We start from the raw sequence: 18,501 nt of genomic DNA, 5'->3' as shown, positions 1-18,501 counted from the left end.
TGTTGTGGGGTGCACTCGACTCGTGAAAGATTCGGACCGAAGGGTATGGCCGTCTCGGCATGGACATGCGTTAGACAGGGCGACAGACCGCCCGCAGACACTGGAGGTTTCATGAAGTCCAATGGTTTGTCCCAAGAGGAGATCAGCATGCGTCTTGAGGAATTGAACGACGCATGTCAGGTGCCCTGGCACCTGGAGGGAAACACCCTGAAAAAGCGGTTTGCCTTCAAAAACTTCAACGCGGCCTTCGGATTCATGACCCGTGTGGCCATCAAGGCCGAAAAAGAAGATCACCACCCGGAGTGGAGCAATGTATACGGGCGGGTGGACGTCACCCTCACCACCTTCGACACCGAGGGGATCACGGAAAAAGACTTTGCCATGGCCGCCTTTATGGACCGCATATCAGGTCTCTGATCCGCGCACGGAGGCGGTGCCTTCAACGGGAAGGCTGATAGAGACCGTTGTCCCCTCACCAGGCCGGGAATCCACGGTAAGGGTTCCCCGGTGGCGTGTGACCACCGCGTGGGTCACGGCAAGGCCGAAGCCCATGCCTTTGCGGGAGCTTCGCTCCTTGGTCGTGTAATACGGATCAAAGATATGGGGCAGATGCTCCTCGGCGATGCCGCACCCCGAGTCACGTATCGTCACGTCCACACAAGGCGCCCCGCCGGGAGCAGGCAGCTTCCGCTGTCCCCTGTCGGACCAGGCGCAGCTCACCCATACCGTCCCTTTCCCGCCGCAGGCCTCCAGGGCATTCTTCAGTACGGCATCGATGGCCTGTCCCATCTGGGCCCCGTCCACGGCCACCGGCGGCGCTTCGGGTTCCAGGTCAAGATGCACACCGGCCCCCTGGCCCCCGGCCTGCTTCACGCACCGACGAAGCACCTCCTGAATCGAAACCGTGGCATCCACCCTCTCCCCCCGGCTCGACATGGTGATCATCTGTTCCACCAGATCCCGGGCCCGCTGCACGGCCTCATCCATGGTCGCCAGATGCTTTCTGGCCGGTGATTCCTCATCAAGGCAGAGGGATGCCAGCTCCACCCGCCCCACCATGACGGCAAGCAGGTTGTTGAAGTCATGGGCGATGCCTCCGATAAAGGAACCGATCAGATCGAGTTTGCCCTGCTTGAGAAGGGTCTCCTGCATGGCGCGATACTCCGTCACATCGGCAAGGCTTGCCCGGATGCCCACCACAGCGCTGTTTTTGACGATGGGGGCCGAGTGCAGCAACACCCGCCTCTCCTCTCCATCCCGGCTGATCATGCGGTACTCGGCGGGCTCCACGTCCCCTCCGGCCAGGGTGATCTCCACACGCCCCATGACCCGCGGCCGGTCGTCCGGGTGAAAGGGATCAAGGGCGATGCCCGGGGTCTCGAAATCTTCCGGCTGAATCTGAAAGGCCTTGAGCGCCAGGCTGTTGACGTAGGTGACTCGAAGGGCCAGGTCCACTTCGCACACAATGCAGGGCAGCAGTTCGGCCATCTCCCGGAACCGCTCCTCGCTCTCACGGATCGCCTGCTCCGAGGCCTTGCGCTCGGAGATGTCGTCCACCACCCAGAGCACCCCTTTGTTGAGATCCGGAGGCACATGGGTATCCACGGCCTTTCCCGAAAGACTGCACCACACCGCAGAGCCGTCCCGGCGTTTCAGGCGGTACTCGATCTGGGTCCTGCCCCCGTGAACCAGGGCGTCGTAATGATGGGCCCCGTACTTTCTGAAGGCATCTTCGCTGAGGTGGAGTTCCCTCATGGAGAGCCCCTCCATTTCCCCGGGGGTATCGTAACCGAGGATCTCAGCCATTCTGTCGTTGGCTTTCCAGAGGGTCCGCCCCCCCTTGAGCAGCATGATCCCCACCATGCTGTTTGAAAAAATGGTGGTCAGCTCCGTCACCACGGTGTGAAGCTCACGGGCCTTCTCCTCCACCTCCCGAGTCCGGGACCGCACCATGGCCTCCAGGTGCTCTGTGGTCCGCTCCTGAAAAGCCCGCCCCTCTTTGAGCGAATCGATCATGCTGCTAAAGGAGCAAGCCAGGCGAGCCATCTCATCTTTTCCCGACAGGGAGACGGTCTTTCCGTCGAAATCCCCCCTGCTCACCCGCTGCGCCTGCCGCTCCAGAACCCGAAGCGGGCGGACCAGGCGTTCCCTCAGCACAAAATAGAAGAGCCCCAGGGCCAGGGAGGTAAAAATCACGGCCCCCATCACGATCTCCCAGCCCATGCGCCGTGTGTCCCTGCCGTAGGCGGCCCGGGTCTTTTCCAGGCCGGCAAAAAGAGCATCCTCGGGCACGGCGCTTCCCAGCACCCACCCGATGCCCGGCAACACATGGTGGGAGACAATCCAGATCCGCCCGCCAAGCCGGAGGTGCCCCACCCCTTTGTCCAGGCTCATCACCCCGTGGGCATATCGCCTGACCTCACTGAACGAGGAGGTCAAAAGGCTGCCCATGCCGTTTCCGTCGGATGGGGCCGGAACCCCGAACATCGCCAAGGCCCGCTTCGGAAACACCAGCGGGGTCCCCCCTTCGTCCACAAGGAACCAGAACATCCCCTCCACATCCTTGGAACCGGCTTCTTCATGGACCAGGGTGTCGAAAATATCGGACACGGGCAGGTCGATACCGGCGATGCCCTTGAATTCGCCGCTCCGTGTAACCACAGGGGTAGACGCCGTGGCCACCACCCCGCCCATGGCGTCATCTTTGTACACGGGGGTCCAGACCGTCGCCAAAGACGGGTTCTCCTCCGGGGTGGCCGCCGAAAACCACCGCTCCTTCACAAGACCCTCCATGGTGAACCCGGCAAAGGCCTCCCGGGACACGGTGTTCGGGTAGTATTGGGAAAATCCGCTGGTGTAGATGACGTAGGATGCGGCGGTGGGCATGGAGGTGTGACCGAAAATTTCAAGATAGGGGAGAAGGCAGGCGTGACGATCGCTTGGCGGGAAATCCCCATGGGCGTCACCGCCCGGCAGGCGCAGCATAAGGGAGGGTGCGTCCGAAGGGCCCGCAAGGACCCCGGTGGAAAGGGGTGATAAAGGGGGAAGGGTTCCACAGGCCGAGGGCCCGCCGGGGCCCTCTTCAAAAACAAGGTCACGGGCTTTTTCGGCGAGCAGCGCCGAGTTCCGGGCGACCTTTTCAAAGAAATGGTTGTAATGGAGAGCCCGCTGCCGGACCCGCTCCGTCAGGTTCAACTCCACCCGATGGTGCAGGGTATTCACGGCCCGGTCGGCATAGGTGTCCCCGAACTGCTGGACATGGCGGGTCGTGAACATGGCGAAAAGAACCGCAAAAAGCAAAAGCACCATCGAAAGAGTGACCGTCAGCTGTACACCGATGCTCGACTTGAATCGAATCACACCCATCTTTTTGCCACACCCCACCAACCAAATCGTCTACACACAAATACATCCCCCGCCAAATTTAATTAAAAACCAGACACCACCCGGCATCGTCAACCATAAAAGGCCCCGTCCGGGGACCATCCTTCCAAGAGAGCCCACCCGTGGCCCTGTGACCCGGGCGGAAAAAAGCATGCCACCTGTTCCACAACCGGGAAACGACCCATGGGACGAGATCCCCCGAAGGTTTGTTCCCCTGAGCCGGCTCGCCCGAAGGGTGAGATAAACGACCTGAAAACGATGAACTATTTATCCGCACCCATCGTTTCCCCATGAAATATCCGGGCTAACGGCCCTTGCCGGAGTCCGACATCTTCACCAGGGAGTTGGGAAACGGCTCCAGGATCACCTGGCTCAGGAGGTACGCCTGTTCAAAGCGAACGGCATACCCCTTGATCAGACGAAGCAGGGCGGCAAGGGGAATCCGTTCATCCCGATACTCTTCCAGGCTCTGAAGGAAATAGGCCTTCTCTTCCCTGGAGAGGCCGTCGGAGACCCAGCCAAAGGCGTGCAACAGGGTGTTGATCATGGAAGGAGCCCGTGGCCGCGCGGCCAGGGCTTTTTTAAGCTCCTCCTCGTACAGGGAGAACACCTCGGCCACGGGGCGCTTTTCATGGTTGGCCGTAATCTTGCCGCAGGCGCGGAACCGGGTCTGGTTCCAGGCCATGAGCAAGAGCTTATGGGTGCTGTGAAAGGCCACCAGGTCACGCATCCGGCCACTCTGTCGGGCCTTGCGGAACCGGGCCAGGGAAAAGATCCGGATCAGGAACTGCTCCCGAAGCTCGAAATTCTTCAGGCGCCCTTCGTCCTCCACGGGAAGACCGGGGAAGCGGTCAAAAACGGCGGAGGCGAAAAACCCGCTGCCCCGCTTTGCCTTGGCGGACTTGGCCAGGCCCTCGTACACCTTGACGTCTGACGGGCCGCAGGAGGGGGACCGGTTTTTCAGGAGAAACCCATCCACCTCGGGAAGTGCCTCGAGGCAGGTTTGGGAAAACGCCGCCATGGTATCGGTAAGGACCTTTTCCGTTGCGGGCTGGTAAAGGTGCAGCTTCTTCTCGATCCTGGCAAGGCGAATGGGGGGACGCGGCACCCCGAGGCCGATCTCCACCTCGGGACAGACAGGGGTAAACGTCACATGGGGTTTCAGCTGAGTCACAAAGGAATCGGAGAGTGCCTGCCCATTGTAACGACACGCTTCGAAGCCCAGGCACTTGCTCACCAAAAGGGTGGGTTTGACAACCATGGAAGGATATCCTTATGGAAAAAAGCCATGCGTTGAGAAACACTCAAAGGAAGGAGGGGTCTTTTAAAAATACGCCCTGGACCCTTATTTTTCAAGCACTTATACATTTGCCCAAGCCAAAGGGATCTGATAGAGATGGATCAGGGGCGTAGAAGGGGTTTTATGACCCATGGCTGTCAGGCGACTTTGCAGGGTGTCAGCATGTTTCACCCGTTTCCCGCCCATGCACCGGCTCCCAGGGGCTGTGCCCTTTGCCGGAGACCGGTTGGGTTCCCATGGCATCGCCGCGGTGAAGCGTTGGTTTTCCATGGTTTTCACCGGTGTGACGCGTCCCCGGGCAAGCCCTTTCACCTCCCCGGGCCCACCAGGCACGGATTTTGATCTGTTCCTGTCAAAAGCCCCATTGACCCGCCGCGTCCCTATCCAAGCGGCCACCCCACACGGAGGTACGCCATGATCCACCCTCCCCGGCAACACAACACCGACCTTTTTACCTGCGAGCGGATCGAAGAAGTGGAGGTCCTCACCTTTCACAAGCACCTGCTCCACCACCTCACGGACCTCACGGCAAAAAACCGGATTCTGGACTATCTGGAGTCCGTCTCCAGGGACCCCACCATCCGCGTCTTCCTGATCCTGGCCTCCCCCCAGCGCCTGGACAAAGAGAGGTTCCTGGAGTTCTACCGCCAGTACCTGGGAACCACCTCCATCGCCGACCAGACCCTGCTCAAGCGCCTCTACAACGGCCTCAACCAGTTCATCATGAAGCTTTACAAAATCAACCCCTTTGTGGTGCACGCTGGGGGCGGGGACACCGCCTTTCTCTTCATGAACCTCTCTTTGGCCTGCGACTATCGCATCGCCACCGAAGAGACCCTCTTTCAAAACCCCGGCATGGAGCTGGGCCTGCCCCCCAAGGGCGGGGGAGTCTTTTTTCTCTCCCACCTCCTGGGCCCCGCCAAGTGCGCGGAGATCCTCTACTCGGGGCGGGACATCAACATGGAAGAGGCCCTGGGCATGGGCCTTGTCAACCGCGTCGTCAAACAAAAGGACCTTCGCACCAGCGCCCTGGAGACCGCCCACGCCTTCGCCCATCGCAGCCCCCAGGCCCTGTTCGGGATCAAAAAGCTGCTGAACTACGGCATGAAAGACCTGGAAGAGTTTCTGGAGTATGAAAACAAGGTCCTGGAGACCACCCTGAGGCGTCACCAGCACGAGCAAATGTAAGGGTGCCCTTGCCTTTGGAAACAAAAGGGTTATCTTTATTTTTTTGGGGAAAGGGCCCGGTCCCTACCGTGTGGAGACTTTCCGTGCCCTGCCCCTGACCCGTCACCCAAGCGCAAGGAGCCGTCATGAGCCTTCCCACCCGTACCGACGCACTGGAACTTTTCAAAACCTACAACACCTCCGAGAGCCTCACCCGCCACGCCCTCTCCGTGGAGGGCGTCATGCGTCATTTTGCCGAAAAATTCGGAGAAGATCCCGACGAGTGGGGGATCATCGGCCTTGTCCACGACATCGACTACGAAATGTATCCGGATAAGCACTGCAAAAAGGCGGAAGAGATCCTCTCGGGCGCCGGATGGCCCCAGGCATGGGTCCGGGCCGTGGTGAGCCACGGCTGGGGGATCGTCACCGACGTGAAGCCTGAAACCAAACTGGAGCAGACCCTCTACGCCATTGACGAGCTCACCGGCCTGGTGGCTTCCACCGCCCTGGTGCGCCCCTCCCGAAGCGTCATGGACATGAAGGCGAAATCCGTGAAGAAAAAATGGAAGGACAAGAGCTTTGCCGCGGGTGTGGACCGGAGCATCATTGAAAAAGGGGCCGAGATGCTCGGCATGGAGATCTCCGAGCTCATCACCGAGACCATTCTGGGCATGCGAAAGGTGGCAGACGACATCGGCCTGGGCATGGCCGAAGCAGACAAAGCCATATAGATTAAAAAACAGGCCTCCGGAGGCTTATTTGAGCTGAACAGTTACTGCAGTTTTTCTCAGTAAGGCTGTCGAAAGCAAATAATCACACAATGGATTGCCAGAATACCGCTGGGATTTGACCCGAGGAACGAGGGGCAAAGCCCGGCGGTAATTTGCTTTCAAGGTGGCACACCTTGCCGCCGGAGGCTTGCTTTTGCTACCCACTTTAACCATAGAAGGCTGATTTTTGTGCTTTTATTTTATTCTTGCAGCCTAACCAGTTGTCATGACATTTTATCGATTTGACCTGGGCGTTTTCTCATGAAATATCCGGGTTAGGAGTTGCCAATCCTCGCCAGCGTGCTATAACCACACGTGATACAAATCAATCCACCATGCGGACTCCATACTCTTATTTCTCTTCTGTGTGTCTGCTGCAAGCCATCAAACCCCGACGTGCAGCATCACATATGGAGATCCGCCCATGGCAAGCCCTGCCCATGCCTTTGTCCTCTCATTCTACACCCGCTTTCCCGGTCGGGTCGCCCTCAGCGTGGGGTACGGCCCCGGCCTCACGGAGATCTTCCCTTTTGTCTTTGAAGCCCTCTGCGGCACCCCCATCGGCATCGTGGCCCTGGCCGTGATGACCCAGCAGGACCGTGAAGTGGTGCACCTCTACCATGTGGGGGCCTTCACCCCCGGCAGCGGCCACGGCACCACCATGCTGGACGAGCTCTGCAGCCAGGCAAACCGCTTCAGCGTGGCCCTCAGCCTCAGCCCCGTTCCCTGCCCCACCGAGATCCCGCCCCCCTTGGGCAGCGACGCCCTGGATGCCTGGTACCGACGGTTCGGTTTCCAGGGAGACGGCCACCTGGTGAGAGAACCCGTTGACGGCCCGTAAAGGCCATCAATACCCCTGCTCAAAATCCACGGGATACGAAAGCGCCGAGCCATTTTGCCAGGCCTCAACATTTCGGATAAAAATCCCGGCCACCTCTTCGGGAAAACTGCAGGCGGCGATATGTGGGGTCACCACCACCTGGTCTGAGGTCCACAACGGGCTCTCCGGGCTCAGGGGCTCCTCTTCAAAGACATCCAGCACAGCCCCTGCGATCTGCCGTTCCGCAAGGGCATTGAGAAGGTCCGCTTCGCAGACCGTGCTTCCGCGCCCCACGTTCATAAACACCGAAGAGGGCTTCATGGCGGAAAAGGCTTTCCTGTCAAACAGATGGCGGGTGGCCGGAGTGGCGGGAAGAACGGACACCACGTAGTCGCACCGGGCCAGGAACCCATGGAATGCATCCCCCGAATAGAGATGGTCAACGCCGGAAAACGATTTGGGGCTACGGCGGTAGCCCACCACCTTCATGCCGAAATGACGGGCGGTCTCCGCCACATGGGCGCCGATGGAACCCAGCCCGCACACCCCCAGGGTCACCCCCCGAAGGCTCCGGTACGGCACAGGCTGCCAGGTACACCGCTGCTGATGGGCCCGCACCTCGAACACCTGTCGCTCCCGGGCCAGGATGTACCCGAAGACGTATTCGCTCATCAAGGGCCCGAAGATCCCCTTGACCCCGGTCAGAAGATAGTCCCTGCGAAGCCCGGGGGCGCACAGGGCATCCACCCCGGCAAAGGTCGACTGCACCCACACCAGCTTTTCGGCCTCGGGAAGCACCCGAGCCACCATGTCCGGCTGGCCCAGAATCACCTCGCAGCCACCCACGGTCTCCATGGCCTCGGCCACCGTCTCGCAGGCATGCAAAACCACGCCAGGCAATCCTGCAGCCTCCACCAGCGGCCGGTATACCTGGGCGTCCCTTGCCAGAATCATCATACGCGTCATCCCACAGTCTCCTTTTCCAGATGAATTTGTTTGCACCTCTGTTTGTGCTACGGTACACATGGTTGGTAAAAGTCTCCAGGGCATCGTGTCATCCGGGCACATGCCATCTGCGTCACCGAATTTAACCAGTTGACCTTACAAGGCTTACATATTTTGATACCCCTTGCTTTACTTGCTGTCATTTCCGGCCTGGCCCTCCTTGTCTGGAGCGCAGACCGTTTTGTGGACGGAGCCGCCGCCACCGCACGGCACCTGGGCATGCCTCCCCTTCTCATCGGCATGGTGATCCTTGGCTTCGGTACCTCGGCACCGGAAATGGTGGTCTCGGCCCTTGCCGCCACCCAGGGCAACCCCGGCCTGGCCCTGGGCAACGCCTACGGCTCCAACATCACCAACATCGCCCTGATCCTGGGCGTCACGGCCCTCATCGCCCCCATCACCGTCCAGTCCCAGGTCCTGAAAAAAGAGCTGCCCCTCCTCACGGCCATCACCGCCCTGTCCGCCTTCCAGATCGCCGACGGCCACATCAGCGCCACGGACGCCTGGGTCCTTCTGGGCATCTTCGGGGGGCTCATGGCCTGGACCATCCACCAGGGCCTCAGGCGACGGGGGGACACCCTGGCCGATGAGACAGAGCAGGGCATGGCATCGGATACCAAGACCCTCTCCCAGGCCCTGGTCCTGCTTGGCACCGGCCTGGTGGCCCTTGTGATAGCCTCACGAATCCTGGTCTGGGGCGCCGTGGAACTGGCCCATGCCTTCGGGGTCAACGACCTGATCATCGGACTCACCATCGTGGCCGTGGGCACCTCCCTTCCCGAGCTGGCCTCCTCGGTCATCGCCACCCGCAAGGGAGAACACGACATCGCCCTGGGCAACGTCCTGGGCTCAAACCTCTTCAACACCCTTGCCGTGGTGGGCATCGCAGGGGCCATCCACCCCCTGAACGTGGGACGGGAGGTCCTCACCCGGGACGCCCTCACCATGGGAGCCCTGACCCTCTCCCTTTTTGTCATCGGCTACGGGTTCAAGGGGTCGGGCCGCATCAACCGATTCGAAGGTGCCGCCCTGGTGGCCGCCTACATCGGCTACAACACCTGGGTGGCCATGGAACTTTTCCGCTAAAAAAACGGTAACGAGTCAACTCAAAACTGCCTCCGTCGGCCCTGCCGGGGGCAAATGGTTCATTTGGTTTTCCGATTATTTTTCACATAACGAGCATGCAACCGGAACGTTTTTGCGGAGCTTTTTTCAATAAGCGACCCGCCGGAGGCCAACTGAATCGTTGCCCAAAAATCAAAAAAGGCCGCCCTCCATGGGCGGCCTTTTTTATTGTTCGCTGTTGATCGTGTTTTAGCAAAACACACGGTCACTGTTTTATTCCGTACGATAAGCCCAAGGCTTAGACACCGTATTTCTTTCCGTAGTTTTCCACCACAAAGTCGATGTCTTTATCACCACGGCCGGAGAGGTTGATGAGGATGGACTCCTCTTTGGGGAGATCCTTGGCCAGGGTCATGGCGTAGGCCACGGCGTGGGCGCTCTCGATGGCGGGGATGATCCCTTCGGTGCGGGAGAGCTCGAAGAGGGCGTCGATGGTCTCTTCATCACCGGCGGTGACGTACTCCACCCGCTCAATGTCCTTCAGGAGGCTGTGCTGGGGCCCGACCCCGGGGTAATCAAGGCCGCTGGCAACAGAGTAGACAGGCAGGGGCTCGCCGGCGTCGTCCTGGAGGAGATAGGACTTGAAGCCGTGCAGGGTCCCGGGCTTGCCCAGGGTGAGGGTGGCTGCGTGCTTGCCGTCTTCAAGGCCTTTCCCCGAAGGCTCCACCCCGTGGATCTTGACGCTCTTGTCTTCGAGAAAAGCGGTGAAAAGCCCCATGGCGTTGGAACCGCCCCCCACACAGGCCACGATATGATTGGGCAGCGTGCCGTATTTTTCCTGGAACTGGGCCCTGGCCTCAATACCGATGATCTTCTGGAAGTCACGTACCATCATGGGAAAGGGGTGGGGCCCCACCACGGAGCCGATGGCGTAGAGCTGGGTCACCGGATCGGCGAGATAGGCTTCAAAGGCGGCGTCCACGGCGTCCTTGAGGGTCTGGGTCCCCCGGGTCACGGGAATCACGTTGGCGCCGAGGATCTTCATGCGGGTGACGTTGGGCTTCTCTTTCTCAATGTCGATAATCCCCATGTAAATATCGCACTCCAGGCCCACGAGGACAGCGGCCGTGGCCAGGGCCACGCCGTGCTGCCCGGCACCGGTCTCGGCAATGAGTTTTTTCTTGCCCATGCGCTTGGCCAGAAGGGCCTCGCCGAGGCAGTGGTTGATCTTATGGGCGCCGGTGTGGTTCAGGTCTTCACGCTTCAGGTAGATCTGAGCGCCCCCGATCTTGTCGGAGAGATTTTTGCAATGGAACAGAGCGCTGGGGCGGCCCACAAAGTCCTTCATGAGGGTGGTCAGCTCCGCCACAAATGCGGGGTCGTCCTTGATCTCGTTGTATGCGACGGTGATCTCGTCGAGGATGGCCTGGAGTTCGGGGGGCACAAAGCTTCCGCCGTAATCTCCGAAGTAACCTTCGGCGTTGGGCATTTCAAGGCTGCGGATGTCGGTGGTCATATCTACTCTCCTGGGTCTGTATCGTCTCTTTCGCGGTCCTGCCCTTACCGGTCCGGCCGCCCTTTTTGTTTCTACGAGCAGAAACATGCCCCAACCCCCGGCCTTTTGCAACCTTTTTTTGCTCCAAAAGCGGAAAAACCGCCAATCACCTTGCCTTTCGCCCCCAAACCCACCTATAGTGATCTTTCTGTCAATTTAACCGCATACAGGTGACTCTCGTGATCTCCAAACCTCTCATCGAGGCCATCGTTGCTCAGTACGTCCAACCCCTGGAAGGACGTCACGGCCTTGCCCACTGGGCCCGGGTCCTTGAAAACGGGCGCCTGCTGGCCGACCTCACCGACGCTGACCTCGCCGTTGTGGAACACTTTGCCGTGTTCCACGATGCCTGCAGAAAAACCGAAAGCTTTGACCCCGGCCACGGAGCCCGGGGCGCTGAGCTGGCCCGCCGCCTCCACAAAGAGGGGCTCGTTCCCCTGAACGAAGACCAGCTCGCCCTTCTCACCCACGCCTGCGAAGCCCACACCGACGGCCTCATCACCGGCGACCTCGCCGTGCGGGTCTGCTGGGACTCGGACCGCCTCGACCTGGGCCGTGCCGGCATTCGCCCCGCCCAGGGCCTCCTGTGCACCGGCGCCGCCCGGGACAGCGAGCTCATGCAGTGGGCAGGCGAGCGAAGCCTTGCCGGCCACCGGCCCGACCTCCTTGCAACGGAGTGGGGCATTACCCTCAAAGACGAAATACCCGCATAAAACAACGTAAGCTGTCGCCACGTCGTCACCATGCCTCCGGCAAAGCCGCCGGAGGCAAAAATGAACGCACGGCCCTCAGCTGATTCCCATGATCAACATCCCGCTCAGGACCCTACCCATGCACCTGTTCAACGCCATTGCCATCCTGATCTCCCTGGCCGCTCTTTTCAGCTTCATCAACAACCGCTTCATCAAGCTCCCATCCACCATCGGCATCATGATGATCGCCATGCTCATGTCCCTGGGGCTCATCCTCGTGGCACCCTTCGGGCTGGACCCGGGGGTGGCAAAGCTCATCTCCGGCATTGACTTCAATACCACCCTCATGGTGGGGATGCTCTCCTTTCTCCTGTTTGCGGGGGCCCTGCATGTGGAGATGGACGACCTGCTGGAAAACAAGATTGAAATCGCCCTTTTTGCCACCGTGGGGGTGGTGGCCTCCACCTTTGTCACCGCTGTGCTGGTCTACGGGGCGGCAGGCCTCATGGGCCTGGAGCTGGCCTTCATCCACTGCCTCCTCTTCGGGGCCCTCATCTCTCCCACGGACCCGGTGGCCGTGCTGGGTATCCTCAAATCAGCGGGAGCGCCCAAAAGCCTGGAGGTCAAGATCACCGGGGAATCTCTCTTTAACGACGGCATCGGGGTGGTGGTCTTCCTCACCATCCTGGAGATTGCCACAGGTGAGGCAGAACTCTCCTTCGGCCACGTGGCGGCCCTGTTCGCCACAGAGGTGGCCGGCGGACTCATCCTGGGGCTGGTCACCGGCTGGGTCGCCTACCTGATGCTCGCCAAGGTGGACAACTACCAAGTGGAGGTCCTCATCACCCTGGCCCTGGTCACCGGCAGCTACGCCCTGGCCCTTGCCCTTCACCTCTCCGGCCCCATCGCCATCGTCGTGGCCGGCCTCCTCATCGGCAACCGGGGGCGGGCCTTTGCCATGAGCGACAAAACCCGGGAGCACCTCGACACCTTCTGGGAACTCCTGGACGAGACCCTCAACGCCGTCCTCTTCCTGCTCATTGGCTTTGAGATCCTCATCCTCACCGTAAGCAAGCGATTCCTGGCCCTGGGTGTCCTGGCCTTCGGCATCGTCCTTGTGGCCCGATTCGCCTCCCTCACAGGGGCCCTGGCCCTACTCAAGCCCTTCCGTCCCTTTGCCAAGGGCGCCCTCTCCATCCTCACCTGGGGAGGCCTCAGGGGCGGTATCTCCGTGGCCCTTGCCCTCTCCCTGCCCGCCACCATCCCGGTGCGCGACGGCCTGGTCACCATGACCTACGTGGTGGTGATCTTCTCCATCGTGGTCCAGGGCCTCACCATCGGAAAGCTCATCCGACGGCACCATTAACAATTCCTAAAGGCAAATAAACATGCCTCCGGCGGCAAGGTGAGCCACCTTGAAAGCAGCTTGCCATAGCGCTCTCCCCTTCGTTCCTCAGGGCAAAGCGCTATGGCATTCACGCCGTCCTTCCCCCTTTTGCCCTTCCCCCTTTTGCCCTTCGCCCTTCGCCCTTTTGCCCCCCACCTTTTTACCCTTCGCCTTTTACCCTTCGCCCTTCGCCCTTCGCCTTTTGCCTTTCGCCTTTTACCCTATTACCTATCCCCTATTTCCTATTTCCTATTCACAAAAAAAACACCGCCGTCCCTCAAAACGAGCAACGGCGGTGCATTGAAAAAAAGCTCTGGCTCACAGCACGGTGGAACCCCCAACGCGGTCGGACGTTCGGGGCAGGAAGAAATGCTGGTACAATTCATGGGTCACATCGATGCAGAGAACCGAAACATCATGAATTAAGGAGAGATTTGAGCCAGAACATCGGTGGGGGCCACCCGTTACAGGCGGCCCCGATAATCGGTGGTGCTTAGCGTCCCCCTTCCGGGTCCAGGGTAAATTTCCATGCGCAGACCCAGGTGTCGGGGTGGGCGTCCGGAGGGCATCCCACACACTCGGTGCGGATGCGCGGGTCAATGGCCCTGGCAAAAGAGGGGTATTCCACAAGCCCTGCTGATTTGCAGGGGTAGTCGTCCAGCCCTTTTCTCTGCCGCGCGGTCTGGACCCGGCACTTGTTCATCTGAAAAACAAAGCTGTTTTCCTCTTCCTCCACAATGGACTGCTCGTTGATCCGCGCGTACATGCGGAATTTCAAGGCCGCCTTGAGCCCTTCCAGCCCGGGCTTTTCGGAGAGCCCCAGAAACCGTTTCACGGCCGAGGCCTCAAAGGGTGAAAAGTGCGCCCAGCAGGAGTCGTTGCAGCGCTTGGCGTCGTTCATCCCGTGGGTGAACTCCACGGACTGGAACCACACCCCGTCGTTGGCCAGCCAGTTGATGGAGATGGACTCCAGAAATGCGTCCATGGCCTCGTCATCCAGGTTAAGGAGCGCATCGGGAATGCCGTCTGTAAGGCCGAAGCCCAGGGTCTTGGAGAGGCGTTTCAGCTGGATACCCCGGCTTGTCTCCAAAGCCTTCCAGAGGGTGTCGTGGGCTTTTTCCGTGCCCATCTGATGCCTCACCTCCGTAAACCACAGGACGTGATGCATGATAATGCGATGCATCATGTCCATGGCCAGCGTCGCCTTCTCTTTGCTGCCCAACCCTTCCAGTGCCGTCTTGGTCGTGTCCGTCATCTTGTGCCTATCCCGTTAAGGGCTATGCCCTAAAATAAATGCCATGCATGGTGTCACACGATTCCCGGGGCATCTCCCAACGCAAAAACCATTTCCCATGTGCCCCCGGCGGCCAGGGCAATCATCGCCCCCGGCCTCCAGGGTGCAGGCCCCTTTGGCCTTCGGTCCGGAACACCAAACGGGACTGCCTGTTGCACAGGAGTTTTACTTACAAAAAAACAACATCATCATAAAATATATCAATACACACAGCCTTCGGGATCCCGCATCGGCCACCACGCTTTACCCGTACAAAGCAGATGGATAACTCTTCACAACTATTTCCGATCCGGGATCCGGGGGCAAGCCTTTTTGCAAAAAGGCTCCCCCCGGCTTTCCTCTCTCAACAGCAAGGAGGCCCCGAAGTGGCGGCGGGGCCCGTCATGCTATTTCCCCCCGAATCCTGCGTCGTCCATGGCGGTCACGGCACCATCGCAGGTTTGAATCGCATCCATTTTGCCCATGGCGGCGGGCAGCATGGTGTTGATGAAGAACCGGGCGGTGGTGACCTGACCCTTGTAATATGCGGCATCCTTTTTCTTCTTCTCCACAAGGGGAGCGGCCACGGTGGCGCGCCACAGGAGCATCCAGGCCATGGTGAGATCGCCGGTCACCTCCAGGAGCGGATGGGAGAAGGCATAGGCGTCCAGCACCTTGTCGGACATGGCTGCCTTGCTGATGGCGGCGGTCACTTCGGTGTACTTGGTGAAAAAAGCCTGGAGGTTCTCGGCCAGGAGCGCCACGTCGGGAATCTCTTTGGCCTGGTCGATGGTGTGGTGGATGGTCTCCAGAAAGTCCATGAAGGGCTTGCCCTTTTTCATGCCGAGCTTGCGGCCCAGAAGGTCCATGGACTGAATGCCGTTGGTGCCTTCGTAGATCATGAAGATACGCGAATCCCTCAAAAGCTGGGCCACGGGGAACTCTTCCACGTAGCCGTAGCCGCCGTACACCTGGATGCCGTGGCTGCAGACCTCAAAGGCCTTGTCCGTGATGTAGCCCTTGATGACCGGGGTGAGCACTTCCAGAAGGAGGCTGTACTTGCTGCGCTCGTCCGGGTCCTCGCTCATGGCGATCTTGTCGTGGCAGAGGCCGCCGAAGTAGATGAGGCTTCGCATGCCGTCCACGTAAGACTTCATGATGAGGAGCTGACGCTTGACGTCCGGGTGGTGGATGATGGTCACGGGGGCGGACCCGGACGGATCGGTGAGCCCCTTGGTCTGGACCCTTTCACGGGCGTAGTTCAGGGCGTGGATGTAGGAAGCCGTGGCGTTGGCAAAGCCCTGAAGCCCCACCATCTGACGGGCTTCGTTCATCATCTGGAACATGGCGGCCATGCCCTTGTTCTCTTCGCCCAGAAGGGTGCCGATGCACTGGCCTTTGCCGCCCAGGGTCAGGGAGCAGGTGCAGTTGCCGTGGAGGCCCATCTTCTCTTCGATGCCGGTGCAGACCACGTCGTTGAACTCGCCCAGGCTGCCGTCCTCGTTGATGCGGTACTTGGGAACCATGAACAGGGAGATACCGCGGGTGCCTTCCGGGGCCCCTTCAATGCGGGCCAGGACCGGGTGGATGATGTTTTCCACCATGTTCTGTTCACCGCCGGAGATGAAGATCTTGCTGCCGGAGATGGAGTAGGTGCCGTCGTCGTTTTTCGTGGCCACGGTGGTGAGGGCCCCCACGTCGGAGCCTGCCTCGGGCTCGGTGAGGAGCATGGTCCCGGACCACTCACCGGAGAACATCTTCTTCAGAACCTGCTTCTTCTGGGCCTCGGTGCCGTAGCTCTCGATGAGCTTGGCCGCGCCGTGGGAGAGCATGTTGTAGAGCATAAAGGCGTTGCAGGCACCGTAGAAGTACTCGTTGGCCGCCATGGAGACCGCATGGGGAAGCCCCTGACCGCCCCACTCCGGGTCGTCGCTCATGGCCAGCCATTCGCCTTCGCAGTAGAGGTCGTAGGCGTGCTTGAACCCTTCGGGCACGGTGACGGTGCCCGCGTCAAAAGTACATCCGTCATCCCCCACCTTCTGCAGGGGGAGCATCTCCTTGATCCCCAGATTCCGGGCCTCACCGATGATCATGTCGATGGTTTTTCGATTGAACTCCGCATAGGACCCGCCCTTGTACTCTGTGCCGACGTCCAGCTGTTCATGAAGTACGAAGTCGATATCCCGTTTGTCTGCAATCAGTTGAGCCATGAATCGGTTCCTTTCATCGTTGTGTGAGTAATGATCAAATCTGAATGAATACTGTCTCCGGCGACAAGGGGGGCGAAGCCGCGATTGCCTAAAACCGTCGTAAATGAATGGCAAGTGGTGCCTGTGCGCTTTATCGCGTTAGGCGCAGGCCCCCACCATGTGAAGCACCTCGTCATTGCGGTTGGCCGCACACCAGATCCGCATGTTCTCGGCCTCCCGCACCAAATCGTCCCGAAAATCCGGGTGGGCGATGCTGATCAATGCCTCGGCGCGCTCCCAGGTGGATTTGCCCTTGAGGGAAACCATGCCGAACTCGGTGACCACGTACTGGGTAATGGACCGGGGCAGGGTCACCACGGTGCCCGGGTCAAACACCGGCCTGATGCGGGAGATGAGCTTGCCCTCGGCGTCCCTTGCCGTGGATGAGAGGCAGATAAAGGACTTTCCGCCCCTGGAATGATACGCGCCGTAGGCAAAATCAAACTGCCCGCCGGTGCCGGTGATATGGCGAAAGCCTGCGGACTCAGAGGAGACCTGGCCGTAGAGGTCCACCTCCAGGGCGTTGTTGATGGAGACCACCCGGTCGTTGGCCGCGATATTGAACAAATCATTGGTGTAGTCCACGGCGTAGCTGGCGCAGGACGGGTTGTTGTCCAGAAAGTCGTAGAGGCGCTGGCTTCCCAGGGCAAAGGCGTAAACCATCTTGCCTCGGTCCATGGCCTTTTTGCTGTTGGTGATCTTTCCGGCCTCGAACATCTCCAGGTAGGAGTCGGCGAGCATCTCGGTATGCACGCCCAGGTTCTTGAGATCCGAGCGGGCAATGAGCTTGCCCACGGCGTTGGGCATGCCCCCGATGCCGAGCTGGATGCAGGAGCCGTCCTCGATCTCATGGACGATGCGCGTGGCGATGGCCTTGTCCACGGCGGTGACCGCCGCGTCCGGTAGGGTGAGCAGGGGCTTGTTGTCCGATTCCACCACCACATCCACCTCGGAGATGTGCACCGACTCTTCAGCCCCGCCCAGGCACCGGGGAATGTTCTCATTGACCTCCACGATGACGGTGCGGGCGTTTTCGATAATCGCCCGCTGAAAGGAGTTGGCGATGCCGAAGTTAAAATTGCCGAAGCTGTCCATGGGCGCCGTGCGCACCATGCACACATCGCAATGAAGGTTCTGCCGGTAGTGGGACGGCCCTTCATGGTAGACAAAGGGGATAAAGTGGCAGCTCCCCTTGTCGTGGCTCTTGCGCTCCCCTGAGCTGAAGTGCCAGCTGTTGTAGACAAAACGACCGCTTTCTGCGGGAACCTTGACCACCGCGGCAACACCGGGAAAGGCCAGGGCCCGGACCTTGACGTTCCAGAGTTCGTCCTGGCGCATGGCCAGGGCCGCGTCCAGGTATTCGGGGGCACAACAGAACGCTCCGTAGTCCACCCAGTCCCCCGGGTGAACCAGACACACCGCATCCATGGCCGACATGAGCTTGTTCTTGTAATCGTTGATGAACCCCATAACTCCTCCCTGTGCCGATGGTAAATCTCAACAGGCGGTGCCAGGCGGGGGCACCCCCCTGCAGGGAGTGTGGGAGACCCTGCGTCAATGGGGAGTGCTGCCGCACGACATGGCCCACGGTGCCGCCGAACCGGTGAAACCGGGCTGGGTACCCGGTGACGATTCCATTCCACCGTTATCCGGCGCATACGCCGTTTCAATGAGTAATCATGGGCAACAAACGTGCCACCTCTATCAGCAAGATTCCAGAAGCCTGTTTTTCATAAGGAAAGTAGTAAAGAGAGGAACCGGAAGCCCTGAACAGGAAGGGGGGAACCGATGTGGCGATATCACCACACCCCGTTCCCCCCTTCCGACCGTT

The 18,501-nt window shown here is 60.0% G+C and carries 14 protein-coding genes; 7 read left to right on the top strand and 7 right to left on the bottom strand.

Going from position 1 to position 18,501, the window contains the following annotated elements; genetic code table 11:
* The first annotated feature begins 111 nt into the window (after positions 1–111).
* Positions 112–417: a 4a-hydroxytetrahydrobiopterin dehydratase gene (locus MSL71_RS16375; protein ID WP_180142364.1), complete on the top strand. Its 306-nt coding sequence runs from the start codon at positions 112–114 to the stop codon at positions 415–417.
* On the opposite strand, the gene MSL71_RS16370 is transcribed toward MSL71_RS16375, so the two are convergent.
* Positions 406–3,366 carry a PAS domain S-box protein gene (locus MSL71_RS16370; protein ID WP_180142360.1) on the bottom strand — a complete coding sequence of 987 codons (2,961 nt, stop codon included), beginning with the start codon at positions 3,364–3,366 and terminating at the stop codon, positions 406–408. The two genes, MSL71_RS16375 and MSL71_RS16370, sit on opposite strands and share 12 nt — an antisense overlap.
* A 322-nt stretch (positions 3,367–3,688) precedes the next feature.
* Positions 3,689–4,645, bottom strand: coding sequence for a YbgA family protein (locus MSL71_RS16365; protein WP_180142357.1), 957 nt, complete (start codon positions 4,643–4,645; stop codon positions 3,689–3,691).
* A 453-nt stretch (positions 4,646–5,098) separates the two neighbouring features.
* Here MSL71_RS16365 and MSL71_RS16360 point away from each other — a divergent pair, with 453 nt between their 5' ends.
* From MSL71_RS16360 to MSL71_RS16350, 3 genes are all read left to right on the top strand, one after another.
* Positions 5,099–5,872: an enoyl-CoA hydratase/isomerase family protein gene (locus MSL71_RS16360; protein ID WP_180142354.1), complete on the top strand. Its 774-nt coding sequence runs from the start codon at positions 5,099–5,101 to the stop codon at positions 5,870–5,872.
* A gap of 125 nt (positions 5,873–5,997) precedes the next feature.
* Positions 5,998–6,585 (top strand): HD domain-containing protein, encoded by a 588-nt coding sequence (locus MSL71_RS16355; protein ID WP_180142352.1) that lies wholly within the window; start codon positions 5,998–6,000, stop codon positions 6,583–6,585.
* A 463-nt stretch (positions 6,586–7,048) separates the two neighbouring features.
* The gene (locus MSL71_RS16350) at positions 7,049–7,465 is read left to right on the top strand and encodes a hypothetical protein (RefSeq protein WP_180142349.1); all 417 of its coding nucleotides are present in this window, start codon (positions 7,049–7,051) and stop codon (positions 7,463–7,465) included.
* 6 nt (positions 7,466–7,471) lie between these two features.
* Here MSL71_RS16350 and MSL71_RS16345 read toward each other — a convergent pair whose 3' ends face one another.
* Positions 7,472–8,410, bottom strand: a complete 939-nt coding sequence (locus tag MSL71_RS16345) for a D-2-hydroxyacid dehydrogenase (protein WP_180142347.1) — start codon at positions 8,408–8,410, stop codon at positions 7,472–7,474.
* A 153-nt stretch (positions 8,411–8,563) separates the two neighbouring features.
* Between MSL71_RS16345 and MSL71_RS16340 the strand changes: the two genes are divergently transcribed.
* Complete coding sequence (locus tag MSL71_RS16340) at positions 8,564–9,535, top strand: calcium/sodium antiporter (RefSeq protein ID WP_218951058.1); 972 nt, start codon at positions 8,564–8,566, stop codon at positions 9,533–9,535.
* Between the two features lie 277 nt (positions 9,536–9,812).
* On the opposite strand, the gene trpB is transcribed toward MSL71_RS16340, so the two are convergent.
* Positions 9,813–11,030 carry a tryptophan synthase subunit beta gene (gene trpB / locus MSL71_RS16335; RefSeq protein WP_180142344.1) on the bottom strand — a complete coding sequence of 406 codons (1,218 nt, stop codon included), beginning with the start codon at positions 11,028–11,030 and terminating at the stop codon, positions 9,813–9,815.
* Between the two features lie 218 nt (positions 11,031–11,248).
* Here trpB and MSL71_RS16330 point away from each other — a divergent pair, with 218 nt between their 5' ends.
* Complete coding sequence (locus MSL71_RS16330) at positions 11,249–11,782, top strand: HD domain-containing protein (protein WP_180142341.1); 534 nt, start codon at positions 11,249–11,251, stop codon at positions 11,780–11,782.
* A gap of 88 nt (positions 11,783–11,870) precedes the next feature.
* Positions 11,871–13,127 carry a cation:proton antiporter gene (locus MSL71_RS16325; protein ID WP_246317809.1) on the top strand — a complete coding sequence of 419 codons (1,257 nt, stop codon included), beginning with the start codon at positions 11,871–11,873 and terminating at the stop codon, positions 13,125–13,127.
* A gap of 514 nt (positions 13,128–13,641) precedes the next feature.
* On the opposite strand, the gene MSL71_RS16320 is transcribed toward MSL71_RS16325, so the two are convergent.
* From MSL71_RS16320 to MSL71_RS16310, 3 genes are all read right to left on the bottom strand, one after another.
* Positions 13,642–14,403, bottom strand: coding sequence for a DUF6125 family protein (locus tag MSL71_RS16320; protein WP_180142338.1), 762 nt, complete (start codon positions 14,401–14,403; stop codon positions 13,642–13,644).
* A gap of 425 nt (positions 14,404–14,828) precedes the next feature.
* Complete coding sequence (locus tag MSL71_RS16315; protein ID WP_180142335.1) at positions 14,829–16,631, bottom strand: acyl-CoA dehydrogenase; 1,803 nt, start codon at positions 16,629–16,631, stop codon at positions 14,829–14,831.
* A gap of 138 nt (positions 16,632–16,769) precedes the next feature.
* Entirely contained in the window at positions 16,770–18,140 is a 1,371-nt protein-coding gene (locus tag MSL71_RS16310) for an acetyl-CoA hydrolase/transferase family protein (RefSeq protein WP_180142332.1), read from the bottom strand.
* Positions 18,141–18,501: the final 361 nt, after the last annotated feature.

Source organism: Desulfoluna butyratoxydans, from assembly GCF_900699765.1.
GTDB lineage: Bacteria > Desulfobacterota > Desulfobacteria > Desulfobacterales > Desulfolunaceae > Desulfoluna > Desulfoluna butyratoxydans.
The sequence above is the reverse complement of the archived record's forward strand: the minus strand, read 5'-3'. Positions and strand labels throughout refer to the sequence as shown.